Origin of the sequence: Streptococcus sp. 1032, assembly GCF_013277015.1 — a bacterium.
Lineage (GTDB): Bacteria > Bacillota > Bacilli > Lactobacillales > Streptococcaceae > Streptococcus.
Genome location: NZ_VMMD01000036.1, coordinates 1 through 20647 on the forward strand (window position 1 = coordinate 1; position 20647 = coordinate 20647).

At 38.9% G+C, this 20647-nt stretch carries 22 protein-coding genes and 1 pseudogene; 17 read left to right on the forward strand and 6 right to left on the reverse strand.

From position 1 onward, the window contains the following. From HT711_RS10820 to HT711_RS10830, 3 genes and pseudogenes are all read right to left on the reverse strand, one after another. A pseudogene (locus HT711_RS10820) lies at positions 1–210 on the reverse strand (restriction endonuclease subunit S); the annotation flags it as partial. Continuing rightward, positions 210–1673, reverse strand: coding sequence for a class I SAM-dependent DNA methyltransferase (locus HT711_RS10825; RefSeq protein ID WP_173234423.1), 1464 nt, complete (start codon positions 1671–1673; stop codon positions 210–212). The gene HT711_RS10825 and the pseudogene HT711_RS10820, both read right to left, overlap by 1 nt. A gap of 12 nt (positions 1674–1685) precedes the next feature. Beyond that, complete coding sequence (locus HT711_RS10830; RefSeq protein WP_173234425.1) at positions 1686–4019, reverse strand: DEAD/DEAH box helicase family protein; 2334 nt, start codon at positions 4017–4019, stop codon at positions 1686–1688. Positions 4020–4626: 607 nt separating this feature from the next. Here HT711_RS10830 and HT711_RS10835 point away from each other — a divergent pair. The 5 genes from HT711_RS10835 to dnaJ all read left to right on the forward strand — a co-directional run bounded on the left by HT711_RS10835 (position 4627) and on the right by dnaJ (position 10593). Then, the gene (locus HT711_RS10835) at positions 4627–5139 is read left to right on the forward strand and encodes a DUF2812 domain-containing protein (protein ID WP_173234427.1); all 513 of its coding nucleotides are present in this window, start codon (positions 4627–4629) and stop codon (positions 5137–5139) included. A gap of 160 nt (positions 5140–5299) precedes the next feature. Further along, positions 5300–6334 (forward strand): heat-inducible transcriptional repressor HrcA, encoded by a 1035-nt coding sequence (hrcA, locus tag HT711_RS10840; RefSeq protein ID WP_057487506.1) that lies wholly within the window; start codon positions 5300–5302, stop codon positions 6332–6334. A gap of 26 nt (positions 6335–6360) precedes the next feature. After that, positions 6361–6885, forward strand: coding sequence for a nucleotide exchange factor GrpE (grpE, locus tag HT711_RS10845; protein WP_173234429.1), 525 nt, complete (start codon positions 6361–6363; stop codon positions 6883–6885). A gap of 270 nt (positions 6886–7155) precedes the next feature. Then, positions 7156–8979 carry a molecular chaperone DnaK gene (dnaK, locus tag HT711_RS10850; RefSeq protein ID WP_173234430.1) on the forward strand — a complete coding sequence of 608 codons (1824 nt, stop codon included), beginning with the start codon at positions 7156–7158 and terminating at the stop codon, positions 8977–8979. 474 nt (positions 8980–9453) lie between these two features. After that, positions 9454–10593, forward strand: coding sequence for a molecular chaperone DnaJ (gene dnaJ, locus HT711_RS10855; protein WP_173234432.1), 1140 nt, complete (start codon positions 9454–9456; stop codon positions 10591–10593). 394 nt (positions 10594–10987) lie between these two features. Here dnaJ and HT711_RS10860 read toward each other — a convergent pair whose 3' ends face one another. Then, entirely contained in the window at positions 10988–11275 is a 288-nt protein-coding gene (locus tag HT711_RS10860) for a hypothetical protein (RefSeq protein ID WP_173234434.1), read from the reverse strand. 9 nt (positions 11276–11284) lie between these two features. After that, complete coding sequence (locus tag HT711_RS10865) at positions 11285–11695, reverse strand: HIT family protein (RefSeq protein WP_050275810.1); 411 nt, start codon at positions 11693–11695, stop codon at positions 11285–11287. A gap of 67 nt (positions 11696–11762) precedes the next feature. On the opposite strand from HT711_RS10865, the gene HT711_RS10870 reads away from it, so the two are divergent. Together HT711_RS10870 and HT711_RS10875 are read left to right on the forward strand one after the other, a co-directional pair. Continuing rightward, on the forward strand, positions 11763–12494 hold the full coding sequence (locus HT711_RS10870) for an ABC transporter ATP-binding protein (RefSeq protein WP_173234436.1): 732 nt from the start codon (positions 11763–11765) through the stop codon (positions 12492–12494). Then, on the forward strand, positions 12491–13540 hold the full coding sequence (locus HT711_RS10875; protein ID WP_173234438.1) for an ABC transporter permease: 1050 nt from the start codon (positions 12491–12493) through the stop codon (positions 13538–13540). Before HT711_RS10870 ends, HT711_RS10875 begins: the two co-directional genes overlap by 4 nt. A 61-nt stretch (positions 13541–13601) precedes the next feature. Here HT711_RS10875 and HT711_RS10880 read toward each other — a convergent pair whose 3' ends face one another. After that, positions 13602–13931 carry a helicase BlpT gene (locus HT711_RS10880; RefSeq protein WP_173234440.1) on the reverse strand — a complete coding sequence of 110 codons (330 nt, stop codon included), beginning with the start codon at positions 13929–13931 and terminating at the stop codon, positions 13602–13604. 295 nt (positions 13932–14226) lie between these two features. Between HT711_RS10880 and HT711_RS10885 the strand changes: the two genes are divergently transcribed. From HT711_RS10885 to HT711_RS10930, 10 genes are all read left to right on the forward strand, one after another. Continuing rightward, entirely contained in the window at positions 14227–14964 is a 738-nt protein-coding gene (locus HT711_RS10885; RefSeq protein ID WP_173234442.1) for a LytTR family DNA-binding domain-containing protein, read from the forward strand. Between the two features lie 13 nt (positions 14965–14977). Further along, positions 14978–16327, forward strand: coding sequence for a sensor histidine kinase (locus HT711_RS10890; RefSeq protein ID WP_173234444.1), 1350 nt, complete (start codon positions 14978–14980; stop codon positions 16325–16327). 68 nt (positions 16328–16395) lie between these two features. Beyond that, positions 16396–16752, forward strand: a complete 357-nt coding sequence (locus HT711_RS10895) for a hypothetical protein (RefSeq protein WP_084928133.1) — start codon at positions 16396–16398, stop codon at positions 16750–16752. Positions 16753–17029: 277 nt separating this feature from the next. Next, complete coding sequence (locus tag HT711_RS10900; RefSeq protein ID WP_173219790.1) at positions 17030–17149, forward strand: PncF family bacteriocin immunity protein; 120 nt, start codon at positions 17030–17032, stop codon at positions 17147–17149. Between the two features lie 286 nt (positions 17150–17435). Further along, positions 17436–17600: a hypothetical protein gene (locus tag HT711_RS10905; RefSeq protein WP_049511538.1), complete on the forward strand. Its 165-nt coding sequence runs from the start codon at positions 17436–17438 to the stop codon at positions 17598–17600. Beyond that, a complete protein-coding gene (locus HT711_RS10910) occupies positions 17597–18001 on the forward strand; it encodes an immunity protein (protein WP_138704684.1) in 405 nt (134 codons plus the stop codon). Before HT711_RS10905 ends, HT711_RS10910 begins: the two co-directional genes overlap by 4 nt. A 482-nt stretch (positions 18002–18483) precedes the next feature. Continuing rightward, positions 18484–18867: an immunity protein gene (locus tag HT711_RS10915; RefSeq protein WP_173219793.1), complete on the forward strand. Its 384-nt coding sequence runs from the start codon at positions 18484–18486 to the stop codon at positions 18865–18867. Between the two features lie 63 nt (positions 18868–18930). Next, positions 18931–19620 carry a CPBP family intramembrane glutamic endopeptidase gene (locus HT711_RS10920; protein WP_173234446.1) on the forward strand — a complete coding sequence of 230 codons (690 nt, stop codon included), beginning with the start codon at positions 18931–18933 and terminating at the stop codon, positions 19618–19620. 41 nt (positions 19621–19661) lie between these two features. Continuing rightward, a complete protein-coding gene (gene blpZ, locus HT711_RS10925; RefSeq protein WP_112444995.1) occupies positions 19662–19910 on the forward strand; it encodes an immunity protein BlpZ in 249 nt (82 codons plus the stop codon). A gap of 29 nt (positions 19911–19939) precedes the next feature. Further along, entirely contained in the window at positions 19940–20551 is a 612-nt protein-coding gene (locus HT711_RS10930) for a type II CAAX endopeptidase family protein (protein WP_112444996.1), read from the forward strand. Positions 20552–20647: the final 96 nt, after the last annotated feature.

Genomic DNA, 20647 nt, shown 5'->3' on the forward strand with positions numbered 1-20647 from the left:
GAACTTCTCATAATGTTTCCCATCATCACCACGAAATATCTCAGTTTCCTTTTTATCTCGTTTGATTTTTCCTTCACTGATAAGTTTTTCTTTTTCAGCTTTAATTCTCTTTAATAATTCACTTGCAGGTTCGTCATTGGGATTTTGCGGCACTAATTTCCCTTCCATCGCTCTTTGGAGAATACTTGCTTTAAGTTGTTCTGGTGTCATTATTTATCCTCCAACAACTGCAAAATATCAGTTAATACATTATCAATCTTATGATTTAAAGTTGCTCTTTCCGCTTGATAATTCTGAATCAACTCAAAGGGATTTAAGATTTCCTCTTCCTCTTTTGGAAAACCACACTGGTCTAAATTATAATTCAACTCAGCCAATTCACTAGGTGTAAATGATTTAGATTTGTAGAACTTACCTTCCAGAATCTCTTCACGATTTTCCCACCAGTCACGAACAGGATTGAAGTGTTCTGACTTCATCGGCTTAGTTTTCGAGAAATTTTTATAACCATCTGGCATATCTAAACGATAAAACCAAGTTTCTTCTGTTTTCTTTGTTTTATCAAAGAAAAGAATGTTTGTATGGATTCCTGTATACGGTGCAAAGACACTATGAGGCAACCTAATAATCGTATGCAAGTTGAACTCATCTACCAGTTTTTGTTTCAAGCGAGTTTTTACACCTTCACCAAATAGAAAACCATCAGGTAAAATAACTCCAACACGACCATTTTCTTTCAAACGATACATAATGACAGCCATAAATAAATCAGCCGTTTCAGAACTCCGTAATTCTGCTGGAAAGTTATTTTTTATTGTTTCTAATTCTGACCCTCCAAAAGGTGGATTCATCATAATAATGTCAAATTTTTCATCATCCGTATATTCACGAACATTTTTCTCCAAAGTATTTCCATGAACAATTTTAGGGTCATCAATTTCGTGAAGAAACAGATTTGTAACTGCTAAAAGATGAGGAAATGCTTTCTTTTCAATACCAAAAACAGCTGTATTATATTTTTTGGTATCTTCACTAGTTTTACGTTGACTACTTAAACGGTTCAGAGTCGAAGTCAAGAAGCCTCCTGTTCCGCAAGCAAGGTCTGCCATTGATTCTCCAAGTTTTGGGTCAAGAACTTCGGCGATAAAATCAGTTGCTGCTCGTGGCGTATAAAATTCTCCTGAGTTCCCAGCATTTTGAATATCTTTAAGAATTTTTTCGTAAATATCATTAAACGAATGACGATCTTCAAGGCTGTTGAAATCAACTTCATCAATAACATTGATGACTTGGCGTAACAAGACGCCATTTTTCATATAGTTGTTCGCATCTTCAAAAGCTGATTTAACAATCGTTTTTCGAATAGGCATATTTGAAGTTATTTCAAGCTCTTTCAACTCTTTGAATAACTTGTTATTGACAAAATCAAGTAATTCATCGCCTGTCAATACCCGTTCCCCATTTTGAGAATGAGCCCAATTCCGCCATTTTAATTCCTCTGGGATAATTGACTTATACTCGTCTTCTTCTAATTCCCAAACCATTTCACGGCTATCATAAATTTTTAAGAATAATAACCAAGACATTTGCTCAATACGTTGAGCATCACCATTAACACCAGCATCGTTTCGAGTGATATCTTGAATTCTTTTTACAAATGATGTAATTGACATACTTTCCTTTCATTAAGCTACTGTAAATAGCTCTTTCTCCAATTCTTTAATTGCTTGTAAATATCGTTTTTTATCTCCAAAATAAGTATTGATGATTTTGAAGGTTCCACCATATATCTGAAATTCTGGAAGTTTTAATGTTTCAATACTTTCGAGTTCTCCAATACCTTTATCCATGTATTTGTCCAGTAAAATTTCCAAAACAGCACGCGCTTCCTCACTATATTTATATAAATATCCGCTTTGTTTGAGTTTATTGATACGTTCCGTTTTGGTTAATTCTTTTTGACCATAGGCAAGTTTTAGGAGTAAATCAAAATCATCGATTTCTTGTTCTGATATTCCCTCCGACTCTCGAATAGCATCTAGATAAACTCCTTTTTTATAAAGTTCGTCTAAGATAAGCTTCTTTTTATCCGCCGTATGCCAAACTGTGATAAAATCGTTCAAAGTGGCGTAGCTACCTAAGATATTCTTCCGAGTGTAGTCAGTCAGGCTTTCGGTAATCAGTTTCCCGTTTTCGTCCAATACTTGAACAGTAGAATTAAGAATGGTAACCTGCTTATCTGTAACGATATATTTTTCTATTGGGTCACCACCTTCGTTTACAAAACCAGGTGTAGTACCATTGTTTGTTTTTGCGCCCGTTTCCAGAACCTTCACTGGTTCACCATCAAAATCAGGGTCAGCAAACAAATTGGTAACATTTCTAAAATCAATAATCGTAAAAAATTCTTTCCCCTTTTGAGGATAAAGACGTGTGCCACGACCAATAATTTGTTTAAACTCAGTCATGGATTGGATATTAGAGTCTAAAACAATCAAACGACATGTTTTAGCATTAACTCCTGTAGTTAATAATTTAGACGTTGTTACAATAGCGGGAAAATTAGAATTGACATCCATAAAGTTATCCAGTTGAGCTTTTCCTTCAGCGTTGTCACCAGTTACTTGCATAATATAACGATAGTCTTCTTGGACTAAGTCTAGATTCTCTTTTATAAGTGCAGCACGCATTCGCTCGGCATGGTCAATATCAACACAAAAAACAATTGTTTTATCAAATCGTGCATTGTTTTGCTTCATATAATCAGAAACAAACTTGGCAACTCTTTGAGTTCTATCATCAATGACAATGGTTTTGTCAAAATCTTTCCTGCCGTAGTACCTATCTTCTATTAATTGTCCGTTAGCATCAACTTTTCTAGTTTCTGGACGATAACCATCCACATCCACATCTAAATTAACCCTCATAACACGATATGGAGCCAAAAAACCATCCTCGATTCCCTGTTTTAAACTATAAGTATAGATTGGCTCACCAAAGTATTCCATATTGGAAGCATTCTTGGTTTCTTTAGGAGTAGCGGTCATCCCAATTTGTGTAGCAGAACTGAAATAATCAATCACCTTACGCCAGTTACTGTCTTCCTTAGCTGAGCCACGGTGTGCTTCATCAATTATGATTAAATCAAAGAAGTCTTTGTCAAACTTTTGATAATGTGTTTCAGTTCCATCTTCACCAGTTAGTTGCTGATAAAGTCCTAGATAAATTTCAAAAGAATTTAATTTTTCAGGAGCAGTCAAAAGTTTTGGTGTAATTTTCGTCATTACCTTTTCGAATGGCTTAAAGTCTTCAGCCATCGTTTGGTCTACTAAGATGTTTCTATCCGCTAAGAATAAAACTCGTTTAGCCAAACCAGCTTTTCGAAGGCGATGAATAATTTGAAAAGCCATGAACGTTTTCCCTGTTCCTGTTGCCATCACAAACATTACTCGTTTTTGTCCTCTGGCAACTGTTTCAATAGTACGGTTGATAGCTATTTGCTGATAATAGCGTGGCGTTTTCATTGAGAAGGCGTCTGTATAGTATGGAGTTGAGATAGCTTCTGTAATTTCGTATGTCAATCCTTTTTCCTTCGTCATACGAGAAAATAATTCTTCACGAGTGGGGAATTCGTCTAACTCCAGCTCACGTTCTTCTCTCGTGATACGATCGTGTTCAATAAAGCCATCACCATTCGAAGAATAAACAAATGGAACATCTAAAATCTCTCCATATTCAATAGCTTGTTGTAATCCTGCTCGAACGCTGTGTTTATTATCCTTTGCCTCAACAATTGCAATTCGAGTTCCAAATTGGTAATACAGTGAATAGTCTGATTTTTTTCCTTCTTTACGACGAGCCTTATCTCCTCTAACCTCAATTCGACCATCAGTGAAGTATTCTTCGTAAGTGATATGCTCACCATTTTTCCATCCTTTGGATACAATAGCAGGAGTGATGAAATTTGCTTTAATATCCTCCTCACTCATTTCTTTCTTAGACTTTATAAACTCAACCATATTGAACCCTCCGCATTCTAAAAATATACTTCTCCATAAAATAAACTATCAGAACAAATTATACTTCTATTATATCATACTTATAAAAATACTCTGCTAAATTGTTGAAAATAAGTATACAATATACTTTAGCATCGAGTCGGATTATCTCCGCATAACACCGCTATTTTTCGCTGTTTTTGGCAGGCGACTTATTATCATTCTATAAGCACTTTCAGTCGGGCTGGTGAGCTATTTTTCAAAAATAAATAATCACATTTAAACATTTTGAAAGTATAAAATATCTACATCAGCCATTCAAAAACTGGTGTAAATTCTACTATAATATTTTAGCATGAATAAAGATTTTTTTATGTCAAACGGATTTTAACGAGGCGGATGCTTCCTATTTTGCTTCTCTTTTTAGCTCTACTACCGGTTTTCTCAAAGTTTGTCAGTGGAGGTAGTTCTTTCAGTTGGGAAGTATTTTTGATTTTCATAATAGATTGGGTTTTATTGATAGTTTTTGCGATTCAGATTTCTTATATTTTTTGGAGATTGAGTCAAAAGTGGAAAGAATTATCTAATAAATAACACCAGGCATGTTTTCTAATTTTGGGGTAAGACAATGAATAGCAGAGTAGAATTTCGGATTTTCACCATTGTTGATTTGGACAAGGAAGAAGAATATTTGCATGAGATGCACTTGAAAGGTTGGAGATATAGAACGAGTCGTTTTGGTTTTTTCTATTTTGACCAATGTCAACCAGACGATGTCATCTACTATATATATGATTCTAGATTTCTTAAAAAATATAAGCATGAACTGCAAGATTGTAGAAATAGAGGTTGGGAATTGATAGGAGCAGGTTCTTGTTCGATTCTTCGTAAATCGGCTTCTGATTTACTTCCAGAGGATCAAGTCTATATGAGTAAGGGGCTCAGATGGGAAGTTATGCGATATAGACTTCGTTCATGTGCAGCTGCTTTCTTAGGTGGTCTTGTTGTTTGTATGAGTTTGTTTCGAGAAGAACTGTCGCAACCTTTCTTTGTCATTTTTGTTCTATATGCCTTTATGATTTCTTATCTAATCTATGGTTATTTCAGACTAAAAAGGAAATATCAAGTAGATGGAAGGTGAGTTTCTCGGTCTTCAGACCGATTTTTAGCACTCTTGGCAAAAGAGTGCTAATTTTTTGAGTTTTTATCTTGACATTCTCTTTTAAGGGTGTATAATAGAATCATGAGTTAGCACTTGAGTATGTTGAGTGCTAATCGATCAGACAGAGAGGAGTGATGAGGTGGTTACAGAGCGTCAGCAGGATATTTTAAATCTGATTATTGACATCTTTACCAAAACGCACGAACCTGTCGGATCTAAAGCCTTGCAAGAGTCTATTAACTCTAGCAGTGCAACCATTCGTAATGACATGGCGGCTCTAGAAAAGCAAGGTCTGCTTGAGAAGGCTCATACTTCAAGCGGTCGGATGCCAAGTGTTGCTGGTTTTCAGTACTATGTGAAACACTCACTGGATTTTGACCGACTGGCTGAAAATGAGGTTTATGAGATTGTCAAAGCCTTTGATCAGGAATTTTTCAAGCTTGAGGATATTCTGCAAGAGGCTGCTAATCTACTAACAGACTTGAGTGGCTGTACGGTAGTGGCTCTGGATGTTGAGCCCAGCAGGCAACGGTTGACAGCCTTTGATATTGTTGTTCTGGGGCAACATACAGCCTTGGCGGTATTTACCCTAGACGAGTCTCGAACGGTTACCAGTCAGTTTCTGATTCCAAGGAACTTCTTGCAGGAGGATTTGCTGAAACTGAAGAGCATCATTCAGGAACGTTTCCTCGGCTACACCGTTCTAGATATTCACTACAAGATTCGGACGGAGATTCCGCAGATTATCCAGCGTTACTTTACAACAACGGATAATGTGATTGATCTCTTTGAACACATCTTTAAGGAAATGTTCAACGAAAATATTGTGGTGGCGGGTAAGGTTAATCTCTTGAATTTTGCCAATCTAGCAGCCTATCAGTTCTTTGACCAACCGCAAAAGGTGGCTCTGGAGATTCGTGAGGGGTTGCGTGAAGATCAGATGCAAAACGTCCGTGTTGCAGACAGTCAAGAGTCCTGTCTAGCTGACCTAGCGGTGATTAGTAGCAAGTTCCTCATTCCTTATCGGGGAGTTGGAATTCTAGCCATTATCGGTCCAGTCAATCTGGATTACCAACAGCTAATCAACCAAGTCAATGTAGTCAATCGTGTTTTGACCATGAAGTTGACAGATTTTTACCGCTACCTCAGCAGTAATCATTACGAAGTACATTAAGATTGAAATCATTAAAGGAGGCGAAAATGGCCCAAGATATAAAAAATGAAGAAGTAGAAGAAGTCCAAGAAGAGGAAGTTGTGGAAACGGTAGAAAAAACAACTCCTGAGAAGTCTGAATTGGACTTGGCAAATGAACGTGCAGATGAGTACGAAAACAAATACCTTCGTGCTCATGCGGAAATGCAAAATATCCAACGCCGTGCCAATGAAGAGCGTCAAAACTTGCAACGTTATCGTAGCCAGGATTTGGCAAAAGCGATTCTCCCTTCTTTGGATAACCTTGAGCGTGCACTCGCAGTTGAAGGTTTGACAGATGATGTGAAGAAGGGCTTGGAAATGGTGCAAGAAAGCTTGATTCACGCTTTGAAAGAAGAAGGAATCGAAGAAATCGCAGCTGACGGCGAATTTGACCATAACTACCACATGGCTATCCAAACTCTCCCAGCAGACGATGAACACCCAGCAGATACCATCGCCCAAGTTTTCCAAAAAGGCTACAAACTCCATGACCGCATCCTACGCCCAGCCATGGTAGTTGTTTACAACTAGGCAATTCTGACGGTTGTAACATACATAATAGAAAACTTGTCCGAAACGACAATAAACTATGAAAGAAAGATAAAAAAGTAGTTCAGCTTTGCAATAGTGAGCGAAGCGAACAAAAGACGATACTCTTCGCCGTGGCGCTATTTGCGAAAACTTTGAGACCTTAGGCTCAAAGTTTAGTCAAAGAGATTGACGAGTCAAGCTCTGACGGCGCCGCCACTTAAGAAGAGTATCTAAAAGAAAAATAGAATATAAAATTTAAGGAGAAAACACATGTCTAAAATTATCGGTATTGACTTAGGTACAACAAACTCAGCAGTTGCAGTTCTTGAAGGAACTGAAAGTAAAATCATCGCAAACCCAGAAGGAAATCGGACAACTCCATCTGTAGTATCATTTAAAAACGGCGAAATCATCGTTGGTGATGCTGCAAAACGCCAAGCAGTTACAAACCCAGATACAGTCATCTCTATCAAATCTAAAATGGGAACTTCTGAAAAAGTTTCTGCTAACGGAAAAGAATATACTCCACAAGAAATTTCAGCTATGATCCTTCAATACTTGAAAGGCTACGCTGAAGACTACCTTGGTGAAAAAGTAACTAAAGCAGTTATCACAGTTCCAGCTTACTTCAACGATGCTCAACGTCAAGCAACAAAAGATGCTGGTAAAATCGCTGGTCTTGAAGTAGAACGTATCGTCAACGAACCAACTGCAGCCGCTCTTGCTTACGGTTTGGACAAGACTGACAAAGAAGAAAAAATCTTGGTATTTGACCTTGGTGGTGGTACATTCGACGTCTCTATCCTTGAATTGGGTGACGGTGTCTTCGATGTATTGTCAACTGCAGGGGACAACAAACTTGGTGGTGACGACTTTGACCAAAAAATCATCGATCACTTGGTAGCAGAATTCAAGAAAGAAAACGGTATTGACTTGTCTACTGACAAGATGGCAATGCAACGTTTGAAAGATGCTGCTGAAAAAGCGAAGAAAGACCTTTCTGGTGTGACTTCAACTCAAATCAGCTTGCCATTTATCACTGCAGGTGAGGCTGGACCTCTTCACTTGGAAATGACTTTGACTCGTGCGAAATTTGACGATTTGACTCGTGACCTTGTAGAACGTACAAAAGTTCCAGTTCGTCAAGCCCTTTCGGATGCAGGTTTGAGCTTGTCAGAAATCGACGAAGTGATCCTTGTTGGTGGTTCAACTCGTATCCCAGCCGTTGTTGAAGCTGTTAAAGCTGAAACTGGTAAAGAACCAAACAAATCAGTAAACCCTGATGAAGTAGTTGCTATGGGTGCGGCTATCCAAGGTGGTGTGATTACTGGTGATGTCAAAGACGTTGTCCTTCTTGACGTAACACCATTGTCACTTGGTATCGAAACAATGGGTGGTGTATTCACAAAACTCATCGACCGCAACACTACTATTCCAACATCTAAATCACAAGTCTTCTCAACTGCGGCAGACAACCAACCAGCCGTTGATATCCACGTTCTTCAAGGTGAACGCCCAATGGCAGCAGATAACAAGACTCTTGGACGTTTCCAATTGACAGATATCCCAGCTGCACCTCGTGGAATTCCTCAAATCGAAGTAACATTTGACATCGACAAGAACGGTATCGTGTCTGTTAAGGCCAAAGACCTTGGAACTCAAAAAGAACAAACTATTGTCATCCAATCTAACTCAGGTTTGACTGACGAAGAAATCGACCGCATGATGAAAGATGCAGAAGCTAATGCTGAAGCAGATAAAAAACGTAAAGAAGAAGTTGACCTTCGTAACGAAGTAGACCAAGCGATCTTTGCGACTGAAAAGACAATCAAGGAAACTGAAGGCAAAGGCTTCGACGCAGAACGTGACGCTGCCCAAGCTGCCCTTGATGACCTTAAGAAAGCGCAAGAAGACAACAACTTGGACGACATGAAAGCAAAACTTGAAGCATTGAACGAAAAAGCTCAAGGACTTGCTGTTAAACTTTACGAACAAGCCGCCGCAGCCCAACAAGCTCAAGCAGGAGCAGAAGGCACACAAGCAACAGGAAACGCAGGCGATGACGTCGTAGACGGAGAGTTTACGGAAAAATAAGATGCAAAGCCCGTTAAAACCTCACAGTGAAAATAGGAAATCTGACGCAGAAACTTTAGTTTCTAGGAAGATTTGTCTTTTTCACCAAGAGGTTAGGGAGTGCTCGATTTAGCATTACTAGTTTGATTTTTAAAACTTGAACGTCGTAATGATAGGAAGAAATCCAGAGGTTGCAACCCAGCCTCTGTTTTTCGATAAAAAGGACCTAAACCTGATTTATTTGGGGTTTGTCTCATCAATATGACATACAGAAATTGAACCCGATCTAAATCGAAGTTTGATTCAAAATATCAATAGAAAGGAACAATGGTGTTCAGGGAATTGAACACGGGTTCCCATATTTCTTACTCAATATAACAGAAAGGAATTGAACCCGACCTAAATTCTCGGAAAAAAGATAAATCTGCCTAGGAGCATCGCTCCAGCGTCAGATTTCCTATTTTTCAGTCGAATTTTACGGTCTTGGTATCTTGTATGAACAATACTGAATTTTATGATCGTCTGGGGGTGTCAAAAAACGCTTCGGCAGACGAGATCAAAAAGGCTTATCGTAAGCTTTCTAAAAAATACCACCCAGATATCAACAAGGAGCCTGGTGCTGAGGAAAAATACAAGGAAGTTCAAGAAGCATATGAGACTTTGAGTGACGACCAAAAACGGGCTGCCTATGACCAATATGGTGCTGCAGGCGCCAATGGTGGATTTGGAGGCTTCGGTGGTGGAGCTGGCGGTTTCAACGGGGCAGGTGGCTTCGGTGGTTTTGAAGATATCTTCTCAAGTTTCTTCGGCGGAGGCGGTACTTCACGCAATCCAAATGCTCCTCGTCAGGGGGATGACCTCCAATACCGTGTGAATTTGACCTTTGAAGAAGCTATTTTTGGAGCTGAAAAAGAAGTCAAATATAACCGTGAAGCTAGCTGTCGTACATGTAATGGCTCAGGTGCTAAGCCAGGAACAAGTCCAGTCACTTGTGGACGCTGTCATGGTGCTGGTGTCATTAACGTCGATACACAGACTCCGCTTGGTATGATGCGTCGCCAAGTAACCTGTGATGTCTGTCATGGTCGCGGAAAAGAAATCAAAGATCCATGTACAACTTGTCACGGAACAGGTCATGAAAAACAAGCCCATAGTGTACATGTAAAAATCCCTGCTGGTGTGGAAACTGGTCAACAAATTCGCCTAGCCGGTCAGGGTGAAGCAGGATTTAATGGTGGACCATACGGTGACTTGTATGTAGTAGTTTCTGTGGAAGCCAGCGACAAGTTTGAACGTGAAGGCACGACTATCTTCTACAATCTCAACCTCAACTTTGTCCAAGCCGCTCTTGGTGATACAGTTGATATCCCAACTGTTCACGGTGATGTTGAATTGGTTATCCCAGAGGGAACTCAGACTGGTAAGAAATTCCGTTTACGTGGTAAGGGAGCTCCGAGTCTTCGTGGTGGTGCTGTTGGTGACCAATACGTTACCGTTAATGTCGTAACACCGACAGGCTTGAACGACCGTCAAAAAGTAGCCTTGAAAGAATTCGCAGCTGCAGGTGATTTAAAAGTCAATCCAAAGAAAAAAGGCTTCTTTGACCATATTAAAGATGCCTTTGATGGAGAATAAAGTAAAAAGAGCCGATGAGCTCTTTTTGTTTATAGATTTTTTAAGACTTTCCTTAAGTAATGACGGACGGTAGCGCCCTTCTTCGAAGTTCCATACCTAAACTTTGAGCCTAGGTCTCAAAGTTTCCGAACACCTGAAACCAAGCTATTTCAGGTGTTTTCATTACGGCGGAAAGTCTGGGAAAGTCTTCGATTTAGTTATGAAACGGTGAATGATACTCTTCAAAAATCTCTTCAAACCACGTCAGCGTCGACTTGTCGTACTCAAGTACTACCTGCGTCTAGCTTTCTAGTTTGCCCTTTGATTTTTATTGAGTATGAGTTTTCTAAATTATGATGTATAGTTGATGGGATATAACTTGTTTACCTTTTAAAAAAGAGCCGATTGGCTCTTTTTACTTATCTTTAAGTTCCTGTGTTTCTTTGATCACAGCTAGTCTAGTCTGGATATCTTTTTCCAAGACCTTAAACTTGTAAGTCAGGTCTTCTTGGTATTCCTTGATGAGTTCTTTTTGTTGGTCGATGATTTGCAGGCTGTTTTGGATAATATCCACATCATCCTTGATAGCTTGAACGCGGTCAGTGGTATTCAAGACTTCATCTGTGATGGTTTGGCGATTTTTTGTGATCAGATAACTTCCAGCTGCAGCTCCTGCAAATAACAGTAGGTTGGATAATTTCATGGCAACTCCTTAGGCGTTTTTGATAGTTTCAGCAACTTGAGCAAGTTTGTCAAAGTCTGGTTCGTGGGCGATAAAATCAATCTTGAGGTCATCGTCTGCACTGTAGCGAGGCACGAGGTGAACGTGGGTATGAAAGACGGTTTGTCCTGCGATTTCTTCACAGTTGGCAATGATATTCATACCAGCAGCCTTGGTAGCTTTCATGACTTTTTGAGCTACTTTTGGTACTTGGGCAAAGAGTTGGCTGGCGCTAGTAGCGTTCATTTCCAAAAGATTGCGATAGTGTTCTTTTGGCACGACCAAGGTATGTCCTGGTGTCACTTGAGAGATATCAAGAAAGGCAAGAACCTGCTCATCTTCGTATACTTTTGAAGCAGGAATTTCCCCTGCGATGATTTTACAAAAAATGCAATCTGACATAAAATCTACCTCTACTGTATTGAATTTTGATATAATATAGCTACATTATACCAGATTTGGAGAAAATATGTTAGAAATTAAAAACCTGACAGGTGGTTATGTTCATGTCCCTGTCTTGAAAGATGTGTCCTTTACTGTTGAAAGTGGGCAGTTGGTCGGTTTGATTGGTCTCAATGGTGCTGGTAAATCGACGACTATCAATGAGATTATCGGTCTGTTGACACCTTATAGTGGTTCCATCAATATCAATGGCTTGACCTTGCAAGAAGACGCGACTAGCTACCGCAAGCAGATTGGCTACATTCCTGAGACACCTAGTCTGTATGAGGAATTGACCCTCAGAGAGCATATCGAAACGGTTGCTATGGCTTATGGTATTGACCAGAAAGTGGCTTTTGATCGAGTGGAACCTTTGTTAAAAATGTTCCGTCTGGACCAGAAATTAGATTGGTTCCCTGTTCATTTTTCAAAAGGGATGAAGCAAAAGGTCATGATTATCTGTGCTTTTGTGGTGGATCCGAGTCTCTTCATCGTGGATGAGCCTTTCCTTGGTCTTGATCCGCTGGCTATTGCGGACTTGATTCAGCTTTTGGAAGTGGAAAAGCAAAAAGGCAAGTCCATTCTCATGAGTACCCACGTGCTGGATTCGGCTGAGAAGATGTGTGATGCTTTTGTCATTCTTCACAAAGGGGAAGTGCGTGCCAAGGGGAATTTAGCGCAACTGCGCGAAGCCTTTGATATGCCTGAGGCTAGTTTGAATGATATTTACTTGGCTCTGACCAAAGAGGAGGAGCTATGAAAGACTTGTTTTTAAAGAGAAAGCAGGCTTTTCGTAAGGAGTGTCTTGGTTATTTGCGCTATGTTCTCAATGACCACTTTGTCTTGTTCCTGCTTGTTCTGCTGGGCTTTCTAGCCTACCAATACAGTCAACTCTTACAACATTTTCCTGAAAATCATTGGCCTATCCTTTTATTTGTAGGAATTACGTCTGTTTTACTTTTGCTTTGGGGAGGAATTGCCACCTATATGGAGGCTCCAGACAAGCTCTTTCTCTTGGTCGGAGAAGAGGAAATCAAACTCCATCTCAAGCGTCAAACTGGCATTTCCCTAGTCTTTTGGCTCTTTGTACAGACCCTTTTCTTGCTTTTATTTGCGCCCTTATTTTTAGCCATGGGTTATGGCTTGCCAGTTTTTCTGGTCTATGTGCTTTTATTGGGGGTAGGAAAATATTTCCTCTTTCGTCAAAAGGCCAGCAAATTTTTCACTGAAACTGGACTAGACTGGGACTATGTCATTTCCCAAGAAAGCAAGCGCAAGCAAGTCTTGCTTCGTTTCTTTGCCCTCTTTACGCAGGTAAAGGGAATTTCAAACAGTGTCAAGCGTCGTGCCTATCTGGACTTTATCCTAAATACTGTTCAGAAGGTGCCTGGGAAGATTTGGCAAAATCTCTATCTGCGTTCTTATCTGCGAAATGGAGACCTCTTTGCTCTCAGTCTCCGTTTGCTCTTACTTTCCTTGCTGGCACAGGTTTTTATTGAGCAAGCTTGGATTGCGACAGCAGTGGTAGTTCTCTTTAACTACCTCTTGCTCTTCCAGTTGCTGGCCCTCTATCATGCCTTTGACTACCAGTATTTGACCCAACTCTTTCCGCTGGACAAGGGGCAAAAGGAAAAAGGCTTGCAGGCAGTGGTCAGAGGATTGACCAGTTTGGTCTTAGTAGTGGAATTAGTTGTTGGGTTGATTACCTTCCAAGAAAAACTAGCCCTTTTAGCCTTACTGGGAGCTGGTTTGGTTTTACTAGTTTTGTACCTACCTTATCAGGTAAAACGTCAGATGCAGGACTAACATTTCTTATATGACACTAAAAAAGAAGTTGAGTTCAGTTTGTCTCAACTTCTTTTATTTTCTACAGGATAATGGTTGGTCCGTAGAGACTCAACTTGGTCTTGACTTGGTCAAAGTGGAAGCGGTCATAGGTCCGCCAAGCGGCGCGAGTTGGAGCGTCTGGATTGAGAGCGCTGAGTCCCATGAGAAGACTGGAAGTCTGGTAGAATTTTTCCAGTTCAATCAAGACTCGATTATCCACTGTTTCAGCCTTAGCTAGAAAGCCAAGAATAGAGTTTAATTGCTCCTGAAAGCGGACGTCGTCAGCGGTTGCCTGTTTGCATGCTTGGTAGGCTTTGTTTAAGTCAGTAATCAAAGTCTGAGCTCTTTTGATGGGGTCTGTATCTGTCATGAGAATTCCTCCTCTAATCTGGGTGCTAGTCTTGGTTCTAGCAACTGTATTTTGATACTGTCAGTCTATCACTTTTATCTCCTTTTTCACCATCAAATCTTTAATTGTTCTTGAAATTTCCTGAATGGTACTGTTAAGATTTTATGATAAAATAGTTGTAAGATTATCATGCTTATTTGAGGAACAAGCTACCCTTCAGGAGCGTTAAAGGTCTGTTTAGGATTTGGTGGGCTTGTATCATAGTATTTTTGCTATTCTCTTTTTAGGAAGAAATCGAAACAAGGAGAGTAAGAAGATGAGAATATTTGTTTTAGAAGATGATTTTTCCCAACAGACTAGGATTGAAACGACGATTGAGAAACTCTTGCAAGAACATCAGATCATTCCTAGCTCTTTTGAGGTATTTGGCAAGCCAGACCAGCTGCTGGCAGAGGTGCATGAGAAGGGAGCCCATCAACTATTCTTTTTGGACATTGAGATTCGAAATGAGGAGATGAAGGGTCTGGAAGTGGCTAGAAAGATTCGGGATTGGGATCCTTATGCTCTCATCGTCTTTGTGACGACTCACTCAGAGTTTATGCCCCTGTCTTTTCGCTACCAAGTGTCTGCTCTGGACTACATTGATAAGGCCTTGTCAGCAGAGGAGTTTGAATCTCGTATCGAGACAGCCCTCCTCTATGCCAATAGTCAAGATAGTAAAAGTCTGGCGGAAGATTGTTTTTACTTTAAATCAAAATTTGCCCAATTCCAGTATCCTTTTAAAGAGGTTTATTATCTCGAAACATCGCCCAGAGCCCATCGTGTTATTCTCTATACCAAGACGGACAGGCTGGAATTTACGGCGAGTTTAGAGGAGGTTTTCAAGCAGGAACCTCGTCTCTTGCAGTGCCACCGCTCATTTCTCATCAATCCTGCCAATGTGGTTCGTTTGGATAAGAAAGAAAAACTCCTTTTCTTTCCCAATGGTGGAAGCTGTCTAATCGCGCGTTATAAGGTCAGGGAAGTATCTGAAGCTATCAATAACTTGCATTGAGCTAGGAGAGTTTATGAATATTGCTTGGATATTATTGTATACGCTTATTACTAATGGGCTAAAAATTGTTATTTTCTTTAAGGTAGATGGAATTGGTCTCAATTTTGAGAGAATTTTTAAGGCCTTTCTTTTTAAGCTACTTTTGGCAGTTGTTTTTGTAATGATTAGCTATATAGTAGGAAATGATTATCTATCTTATTTTATGGAACCCTTGTACGGTATAGGTTTGTCTTTCTTACTGTTAAGAGGGCTTCCTAAAAAACTCCTTTTCTTTTATGGTCTCTTTCCAATTATATTGGTGAATCTCTTTTATAGAGGGGTCTCCTATTTTGTGCTTCCATTTTGGGGACAAGAAATTGTAGATAAAGGTAGCAATCCTATCTTTTTATTGATGACGATATTCGTTTGCTTCATAGTTTTAGTCTTTTTGAAATGGTTGGACTATGATTTCACTAACTTGAGAAAGGAGATTCTCGATAAAGGTTTTCAAAAGTCCCTGACCAGGATTAACTGGATAATGGGGGCTTATTATCTAGTGATGCAAAGTCTGTCTTTCTTTGAATATGAACAAGGTATTCAATCAACGACTGTTCGCCATCTGATTCTAGTGTTTTACTTGCTCTTTTTTATGGGGATTATCAAGAAACTGGATACCTATTTGAAGGACAAACTCCATGAGAGATTGGACCAAGAGCAGGCCTTGCGCTACAGAGATATGGAGCGATATAGTCGGCATATAGAGGAACTTTACAAGGAAGTCCGGAGCTTTCGCCATGACTACACTAACCTCTTAACCAGCTTACGTCTGGGCATCGAAGAGGAGGATATGGAGCAGATAAAAGAGGTCTACGACTCCGTCTTAAAGGATTCCAGTGAAAAATTGCAGGACAATAAATATGACCTTGGACGACTCGTGAATGTTCGTGATAAAGCCCTCAAAAGTCTCCTAGCAGGGAAATTTCTAAAAGCCAGAGATAAGAAGATTGTCTTTAATGTCGAAGTTCCAGAGGAGATTCAGGTCGAGGGGATGAGCTTGCTTGATTTTCTAACCATTGTGTCTATCCTTTGTGACAATGCTATTGAAGCTAGTGTAGAAGCCTGTCAACCTCATGTTTCAATCGCCTTTTTAAAAAATGGGGCACAGGAGACCTTTATCATCGAAAACTCCATCAAAGAAGAGGGTATCGATATTTCTGAAATCTTCTCCTTTGGAGCAAGTTCTAAAGGGGAGGAGAGAGGAGTTGGTCTCTATACCGTCATGAAAATTGTGGAAAGCCATCCCAATACCAGTCTCAATACCACCTGCCAAAATCAAGTCTTTCGTCAGGTTTTAACAATTCACTCGATGTCAGTTGATGATTAGAAGATTTGTTGAAAGAAGTACTGCCCAAAGTCATCAATTAAAATACTATAGTATGCGAGGTATATTAAATGAATAAGAAATCCTTTTTTATCATCTGTTCTACGTTAATCATAGCATCGAATCTTCTCATGATTTCCGTGGTGAATAAGGGAGAAGAAACGGGGAGTAATCTGTTTGTGATTGCTATAGCCTGTGTTATGTTACCATCATTCTTATATGCGGTTGAGAACCGACTGACTTCTCTAATTCGGACAGGGTCAGTAGCTTTACTCTTATTGACAGTATTGTCCTTAGTCCGTCTTGTCAACAGAATAGAGAGGACGCCTGAAATTCTCAACATTATCATTACTCTTCTGGTTTTGGCAGGTGGGACAGCCTGTATCCTTGTTGCGATTATGAGAATATATGAGAACAGAAGGAAGTAAGGGTGAATAGCTTTCTATTTTGTATTTTCACATTGTTAAATTCCCCTAGGGCAAGTATGTTTTTCATGCTTGCTTTTTAAATTTTTTACAATTCAAGATGTTTTGATGACCATTTATGATTTGGATGGAAAATTTTAAAAAATAGTAGTATACTAACCTTATTAAGGTTGTAATAGGACGAAAGTAAAAAGAGGTATTCCTCGTGAATGCAAAAACAATGTTACAATTGGCTATTATGGTTGCTTAAAGACTTGAGCTTGTGTACTTGGAGGTAATTATGGATTTTAAAAGTTTTATTATTGGTTTAGTAGTTGGTATATTTGGTCCTTATATGGATGATTTAATTAGAAAAATATTTTCAAAATCTCCCAAAAAGGATACAGATAGTACCCTCTAAAAAATAAATTTCTCCCCTGTATTTGCTAGCTTAATTTACAGGGGAGTTTCTTTAATTTTGTTTCGCCTGTCAAAATGATATGTGATAGCAGGATGAAAAGTCTACAAACAAGTTGGTATCAATACAATATAAAGAGGAAAGTATGTTTTTCATGCTTGCTTTTTAAATTTTTTACAATTCAAGATGTTTTGATGACCATTCGTGATTTGAGTGATCCAAGGTCAAAATAAGTGCTATACTAATAGTGTAAAGGTTCTAGCTCAACAAACATTTAGGAGGAAATCTTATGAAGAAAAAAATACTTGTCATTTTCATCTTGTATCTAATCATGTCCATCTTTCTATATCCGCTTAGGGAGAGTGCTTGGTATCAGCTATTTTATACTATAGCCTATATGATTGCGGTTATGATTTATCTTGCTTTAACTAAAAAGAAAGGAGCAAAGAAATGAAAACTTTTCTTGCTAAAAAACGGAACATCTTCCTTGCGAGATTGTTCTTAGGTCAGTTGCCCTTGCTTGTCTCTACTTATCTATTTCTATCTCGTCAGTTTTTAAATTTTTCCTTGGTTTTCCAATTTCTTTTAGTGGTTATTAACTTGGCTTCGATTTTGGTTACTGTTTACCTCACTAGGGAGATGAGGATAAGAGAGTTTGAAGATGATGATTTGGTTAGTCCTAGAACCAATCAACTCATGTTCATCGGCTTGACAGGTTTTATGTCTATTATCTGTTTGTATAGAGGTATCACAGCAGGAGAATCCTATCAGCAATTGATTGCCTACATTGGTGCTATTCTCTGCTTGATTATCATGCTTCTGCTTATTTGGGGCTTGAAGTATTATAAAAAGTAGGGGCTAATGAAGTTTTTACAATTCAAGATGTCTCGATGACTATTCAAGATTTGGATGAAAAACTTTAACAAATAGTGCTATACTGAAATTGTCAAAGTTGCAACGGGTGCTGCTACATTATGTTAAAAATCGCTCTTGATTGATAAGCTGGATTTGTTAGGAAAGGAGTAAATAATTATGGATAAGAAAAAGATAGTTTCGACTATAATATGTATAGTATTTCTTGTAGTGTCAGTAGATAATTTTTTTAGAGACTTAACCCCGTTATTGTTCATTTTAAATATTATTGGCCTAACTTGTTTTTTAGTGTTAACATACACTAACATAAAAGAGATACTCTTGAATATAAGTAAATGATGATTTGGTTAGTCCTAGAACCAATCAACTCATGTTCATCGGCTTGACAGGCTTTATGTCTATTATCTGTTTGTATAGAGGTATTTCAGAAACAGAATTCTATCAACAACTAATCGCTTATATATATGAAATACAGACTATTTCTTGTTATTTTCTTGAGTAGTGTGTTGGATATTCTTTTAGGGACATTTTTACAAATCTCTATCGTATCGATTGGGTGGCTTGTTCTTTACAGTGGTTTGTTTGAGGCAGGAGTTTTCCTTCTTGCCAATAAAGGGTTGGCGGTAAAAATCAAGGAAGTAGACATTCGAAATCGCTTTAAATTTATTTTTGGAAAAACCTTATGGTTTCAAATTCTTTTGCTCATCTTTTTGATAATCAAACTTTATCTTGGTTTGGATGCGAGGTTGATTTTATTCTATGGACATATTTTCATTGTCTTTAATGCCTTAATGTATCTATTATCTAGTAGTCAGGTTATCCTTAAAAAGAACAAACTGTCTTCTTAATCTTACAGCAGTAGAGCCTGACAAGGGGAGCCATCCTGTCTTGTAGATAGTAGGAGGATTTATATGAAAAGACACTCTATTCTTTTCAAAACGAGTGCAATTCTTTCTTATTTGTTTCTGTTTTTCGGACTGTCTTGGACGCACCAATTTTGGAGCAATTATTGGGAGTTCTCGTCTTGGGTAGGAAATATTATCTGGATTCGAAACATCATCAGCCTTCTCTTTATCGGCTTGATGGTTTGGATTTTGGTCAGGTCGGGCCATGCTTATCTCTTTCGTATCCCTAGGAAAAAGTGGTTGAGCTATTCTGTTCTGACGGTGTTAGCAGCTGTTGTGCTTATCTGCTTTAACTATCTGACAGCTAAACACGTTCAGGGAACCAATGAAGGGTGGAATTTGTTTATTGCTTATAGTGAGACAAATTTTGCGGAGTTTGGTGTTTACCTAACCTTAATCGTACTAGGACCTCTGATGGAAGAATTGGTATGTAGGGGATTGCTTCAACATGCCTTCTTTAAGAATTCGAGGTGGGGGCTGGATCTTCTCTTTCCGTCATTCTTATTTGCCTTGCCCCACTTTTCTAGCTTGCCAAGTCTGGCAGATATTTTTGTCTATACGGCAGTGGGCTGTCTATTTGCCTGTCTAACACGTTATACTAAGAGTATCTATCCTTCTTATTCGATTCATATTGTTAATAATATCATCGCAAACTTACCATTTTTGCTCACTTTTCTACATAGGGTCTTGGGGTAAAAAAACCAAAGGCTTGCTTTTCAGCCATAGAGGAGGTTATCATGTATAAACACTTATTTTTCCTAGATTCAAAAACCTTAGACTGGTTGACACCTTATATTCTGGTCTTGGCTTCTGACACCATTGCCTTTAATGTTTTTGTGCTAACCTTTGTATCTGTTGTGATGTTTTATTTTCTGAATCCCATGCTATCTTTAATGGCTATATTCTTAGGAGCTGGCTATGTGGTCGGTTTTTGGTTGTTAAAATGGTTTGTTTTGGAAAGGTTAGAGCTCAAGGATGACGCGTAGGAAGTCTGTTTGGTGAGGAGGATAATTTGATGGAGTTTTTTGACAAATTTCATGCCTTTTGTTTTGGATTTTTAGTACTAATAATCGTCATTACAGTTCCTTATACGATTAACCACGGGGATTTTTTTCAAAATGAGCCTGCACTGATTATTGTAAGTCTTCTTGTAACCTCGATGAGTGTTGCTTATGCTAGAAAATTTGAAATGATTTCTTTTGGGATGTTAAGCAAGAAAGACATTTTGCTTTTCATTACAATCTTTCTTCTAAGTCTGCTTGAGACGCTGGTTTATATTCATTTCTTCGCTATTTCTTCTGGCGCGGGAGTTCAACACTTGGCGGAAGTCCGCAGAGGAATTTCCCTGTCTTTGGTTTTGACTTCCTCAGTTTTTGGCCCCATCCAGGAGGAACTCATTTTCAGAGGACTTCTTCAAGGTGCGGTTTTTGACAATTCTTGGTTAGGGCTTGTGCTAACTTCCTCTCTCTTTTCGTTCATGCATGGTCCTTCTAATGTCCCTTCGTTTATTTTTTATCTACTTGGGGGCTTGTTGCTGGGCTTTGCTTATAAAAAGAGCCAAAACTTATGGGTTTCTACTCTAGTTCACATGTTTTACAATGCTTGGCCACTCTTATATTATTTATAAAAATCATGAAAGGGAAGCAGAAGAAAGAGCTTGCCTTTTCTTTCTACAATGATACCCAAGTCAATCCAGAGGCTTTTCTGGTAAATTCCCAAACTA

Bases quoted from the DNA above. Each gene is read 5' to 3' on its own strand.
- HT711_RS10825 (WP_173234423.1), bottom strand. From the start codon at position 1,673: ATGTCAATTACATCATTTGTAAAAAGAATTCAAGATATCACTCGAAAC.
- HT711_RS10830 (WP_173234425.1), bottom strand. From the start codon at position 4,019: ATGGTTGAGTTTATAAAGTCTAAGAAAGAAATGAGTGAGGAGGATATT.
- HT711_RS10835 (WP_173234427.1), top strand. From the start codon at position 4,627: ATGAATAGCAGAGTAGAATTTCGGATTTTCACCATTGTTGATTTGGAC.
- grpE (WP_173234429.1), top strand. From the start codon at position 6,361: ATGGCCCAAGATATAAAAAATGAAGAAGTAGAAGAAGTCCAAGAAGAG.
- dnaK (WP_173234430.1), top strand. From the start codon at position 7,156: ATGTCTAAAATTATCGGTATTGACTTAGGTACAACAAACTCAGCAGTT.
- dnaJ (WP_173234432.1), top strand. From the start codon at position 9,454: ATGAACAATACTGAATTTTATGATCGTCTGGGGGTGTCAAAAAACGCT.
- HT711_RS10860 (WP_173234434.1), bottom strand. From the start codon at position 11,275: ATGAAATTATCCAACCTACTGTTATTTGCAGGAGCTGCAGCTGGAAGT.
- HT711_RS10865 (WP_050275810.1), bottom strand. From the start codon at position 11,695: ATGTCAGATTGCATTTTTTGTAAAATCATCGCAGGGGAAATTCCTGCT.
- HT711_RS10870 (WP_173234436.1), top strand. From the start codon at position 11,763: ATGTTAGAAATTAAAAACCTGACAGGTGGTTATGTTCATGTCCCTGTC.
- HT711_RS10875 (WP_173234438.1), top strand. From the start codon at position 12,491: ATGAAAGACTTGTTTTTAAAGAGAAAGCAGGCTTTTCGTAAGGAGTGT.
- HT711_RS10880 (WP_173234440.1), bottom strand. From the start codon at position 13,931: ATGACAGATACAGACCCCATCAAAAGAGCTCAGACTTTGATTACTGAC.
- HT711_RS10885 (WP_173234442.1), top strand. From the start codon at position 14,227: ATGAGAATATTTGTTTTAGAAGATGATTTTTCCCAACAGACTAGGATT.
- HT711_RS10890 (WP_173234444.1), top strand. From the start codon at position 14,978: ATGAATATTGCTTGGATATTATTGTATACGCTTATTACTAATGGGCTA.
- HT711_RS10895 (WP_084928133.1), top strand. From the start codon at position 16,396: ATGAATAAGAAATCCTTTTTTATCATCTGTTCTACGTTAATCATAGCA.
- HT711_RS10900 (WP_173219790.1), top strand. From the start codon at position 17,030: ATGGATTTTAAAAGTTTTATTATTGGTTTAGTAGTTGGTATATTTGGT.
- HT711_RS10905 (WP_049511538.1), top strand. From the start codon at position 17,436: ATGAAGAAAAAAATACTTGTCATTTTCATCTTGTATCTAATCATGTCC.
- HT711_RS10910 (WP_138704684.1), top strand. From the start codon at position 17,597: ATGAAAACTTTTCTTGCTAAAAAACGGAACATCTTCCTTGCGAGATTG.
- HT711_RS10915 (WP_173219793.1), top strand. From the start codon at position 18,484: ATGAAATACAGACTATTTCTTGTTATTTTCTTGAGTAGTGTGTTGGAT.
- HT711_RS10920 (WP_173234446.1), top strand. From the start codon at position 18,931: ATGAAAAGACACTCTATTCTTTTCAAAACGAGTGCAATTCTTTCTTAT.
- blpZ (WP_112444995.1), top strand. From the start codon at position 19,662: ATGTATAAACACTTATTTTTCCTAGATTCAAAAACCTTAGACTGGTTG.
- HT711_RS10930 (WP_112444996.1), top strand. From the start codon at position 19,940: ATGGAGTTTTTTGACAAATTTCATGCCTTTTGTTTTGGATTTTTAGTA.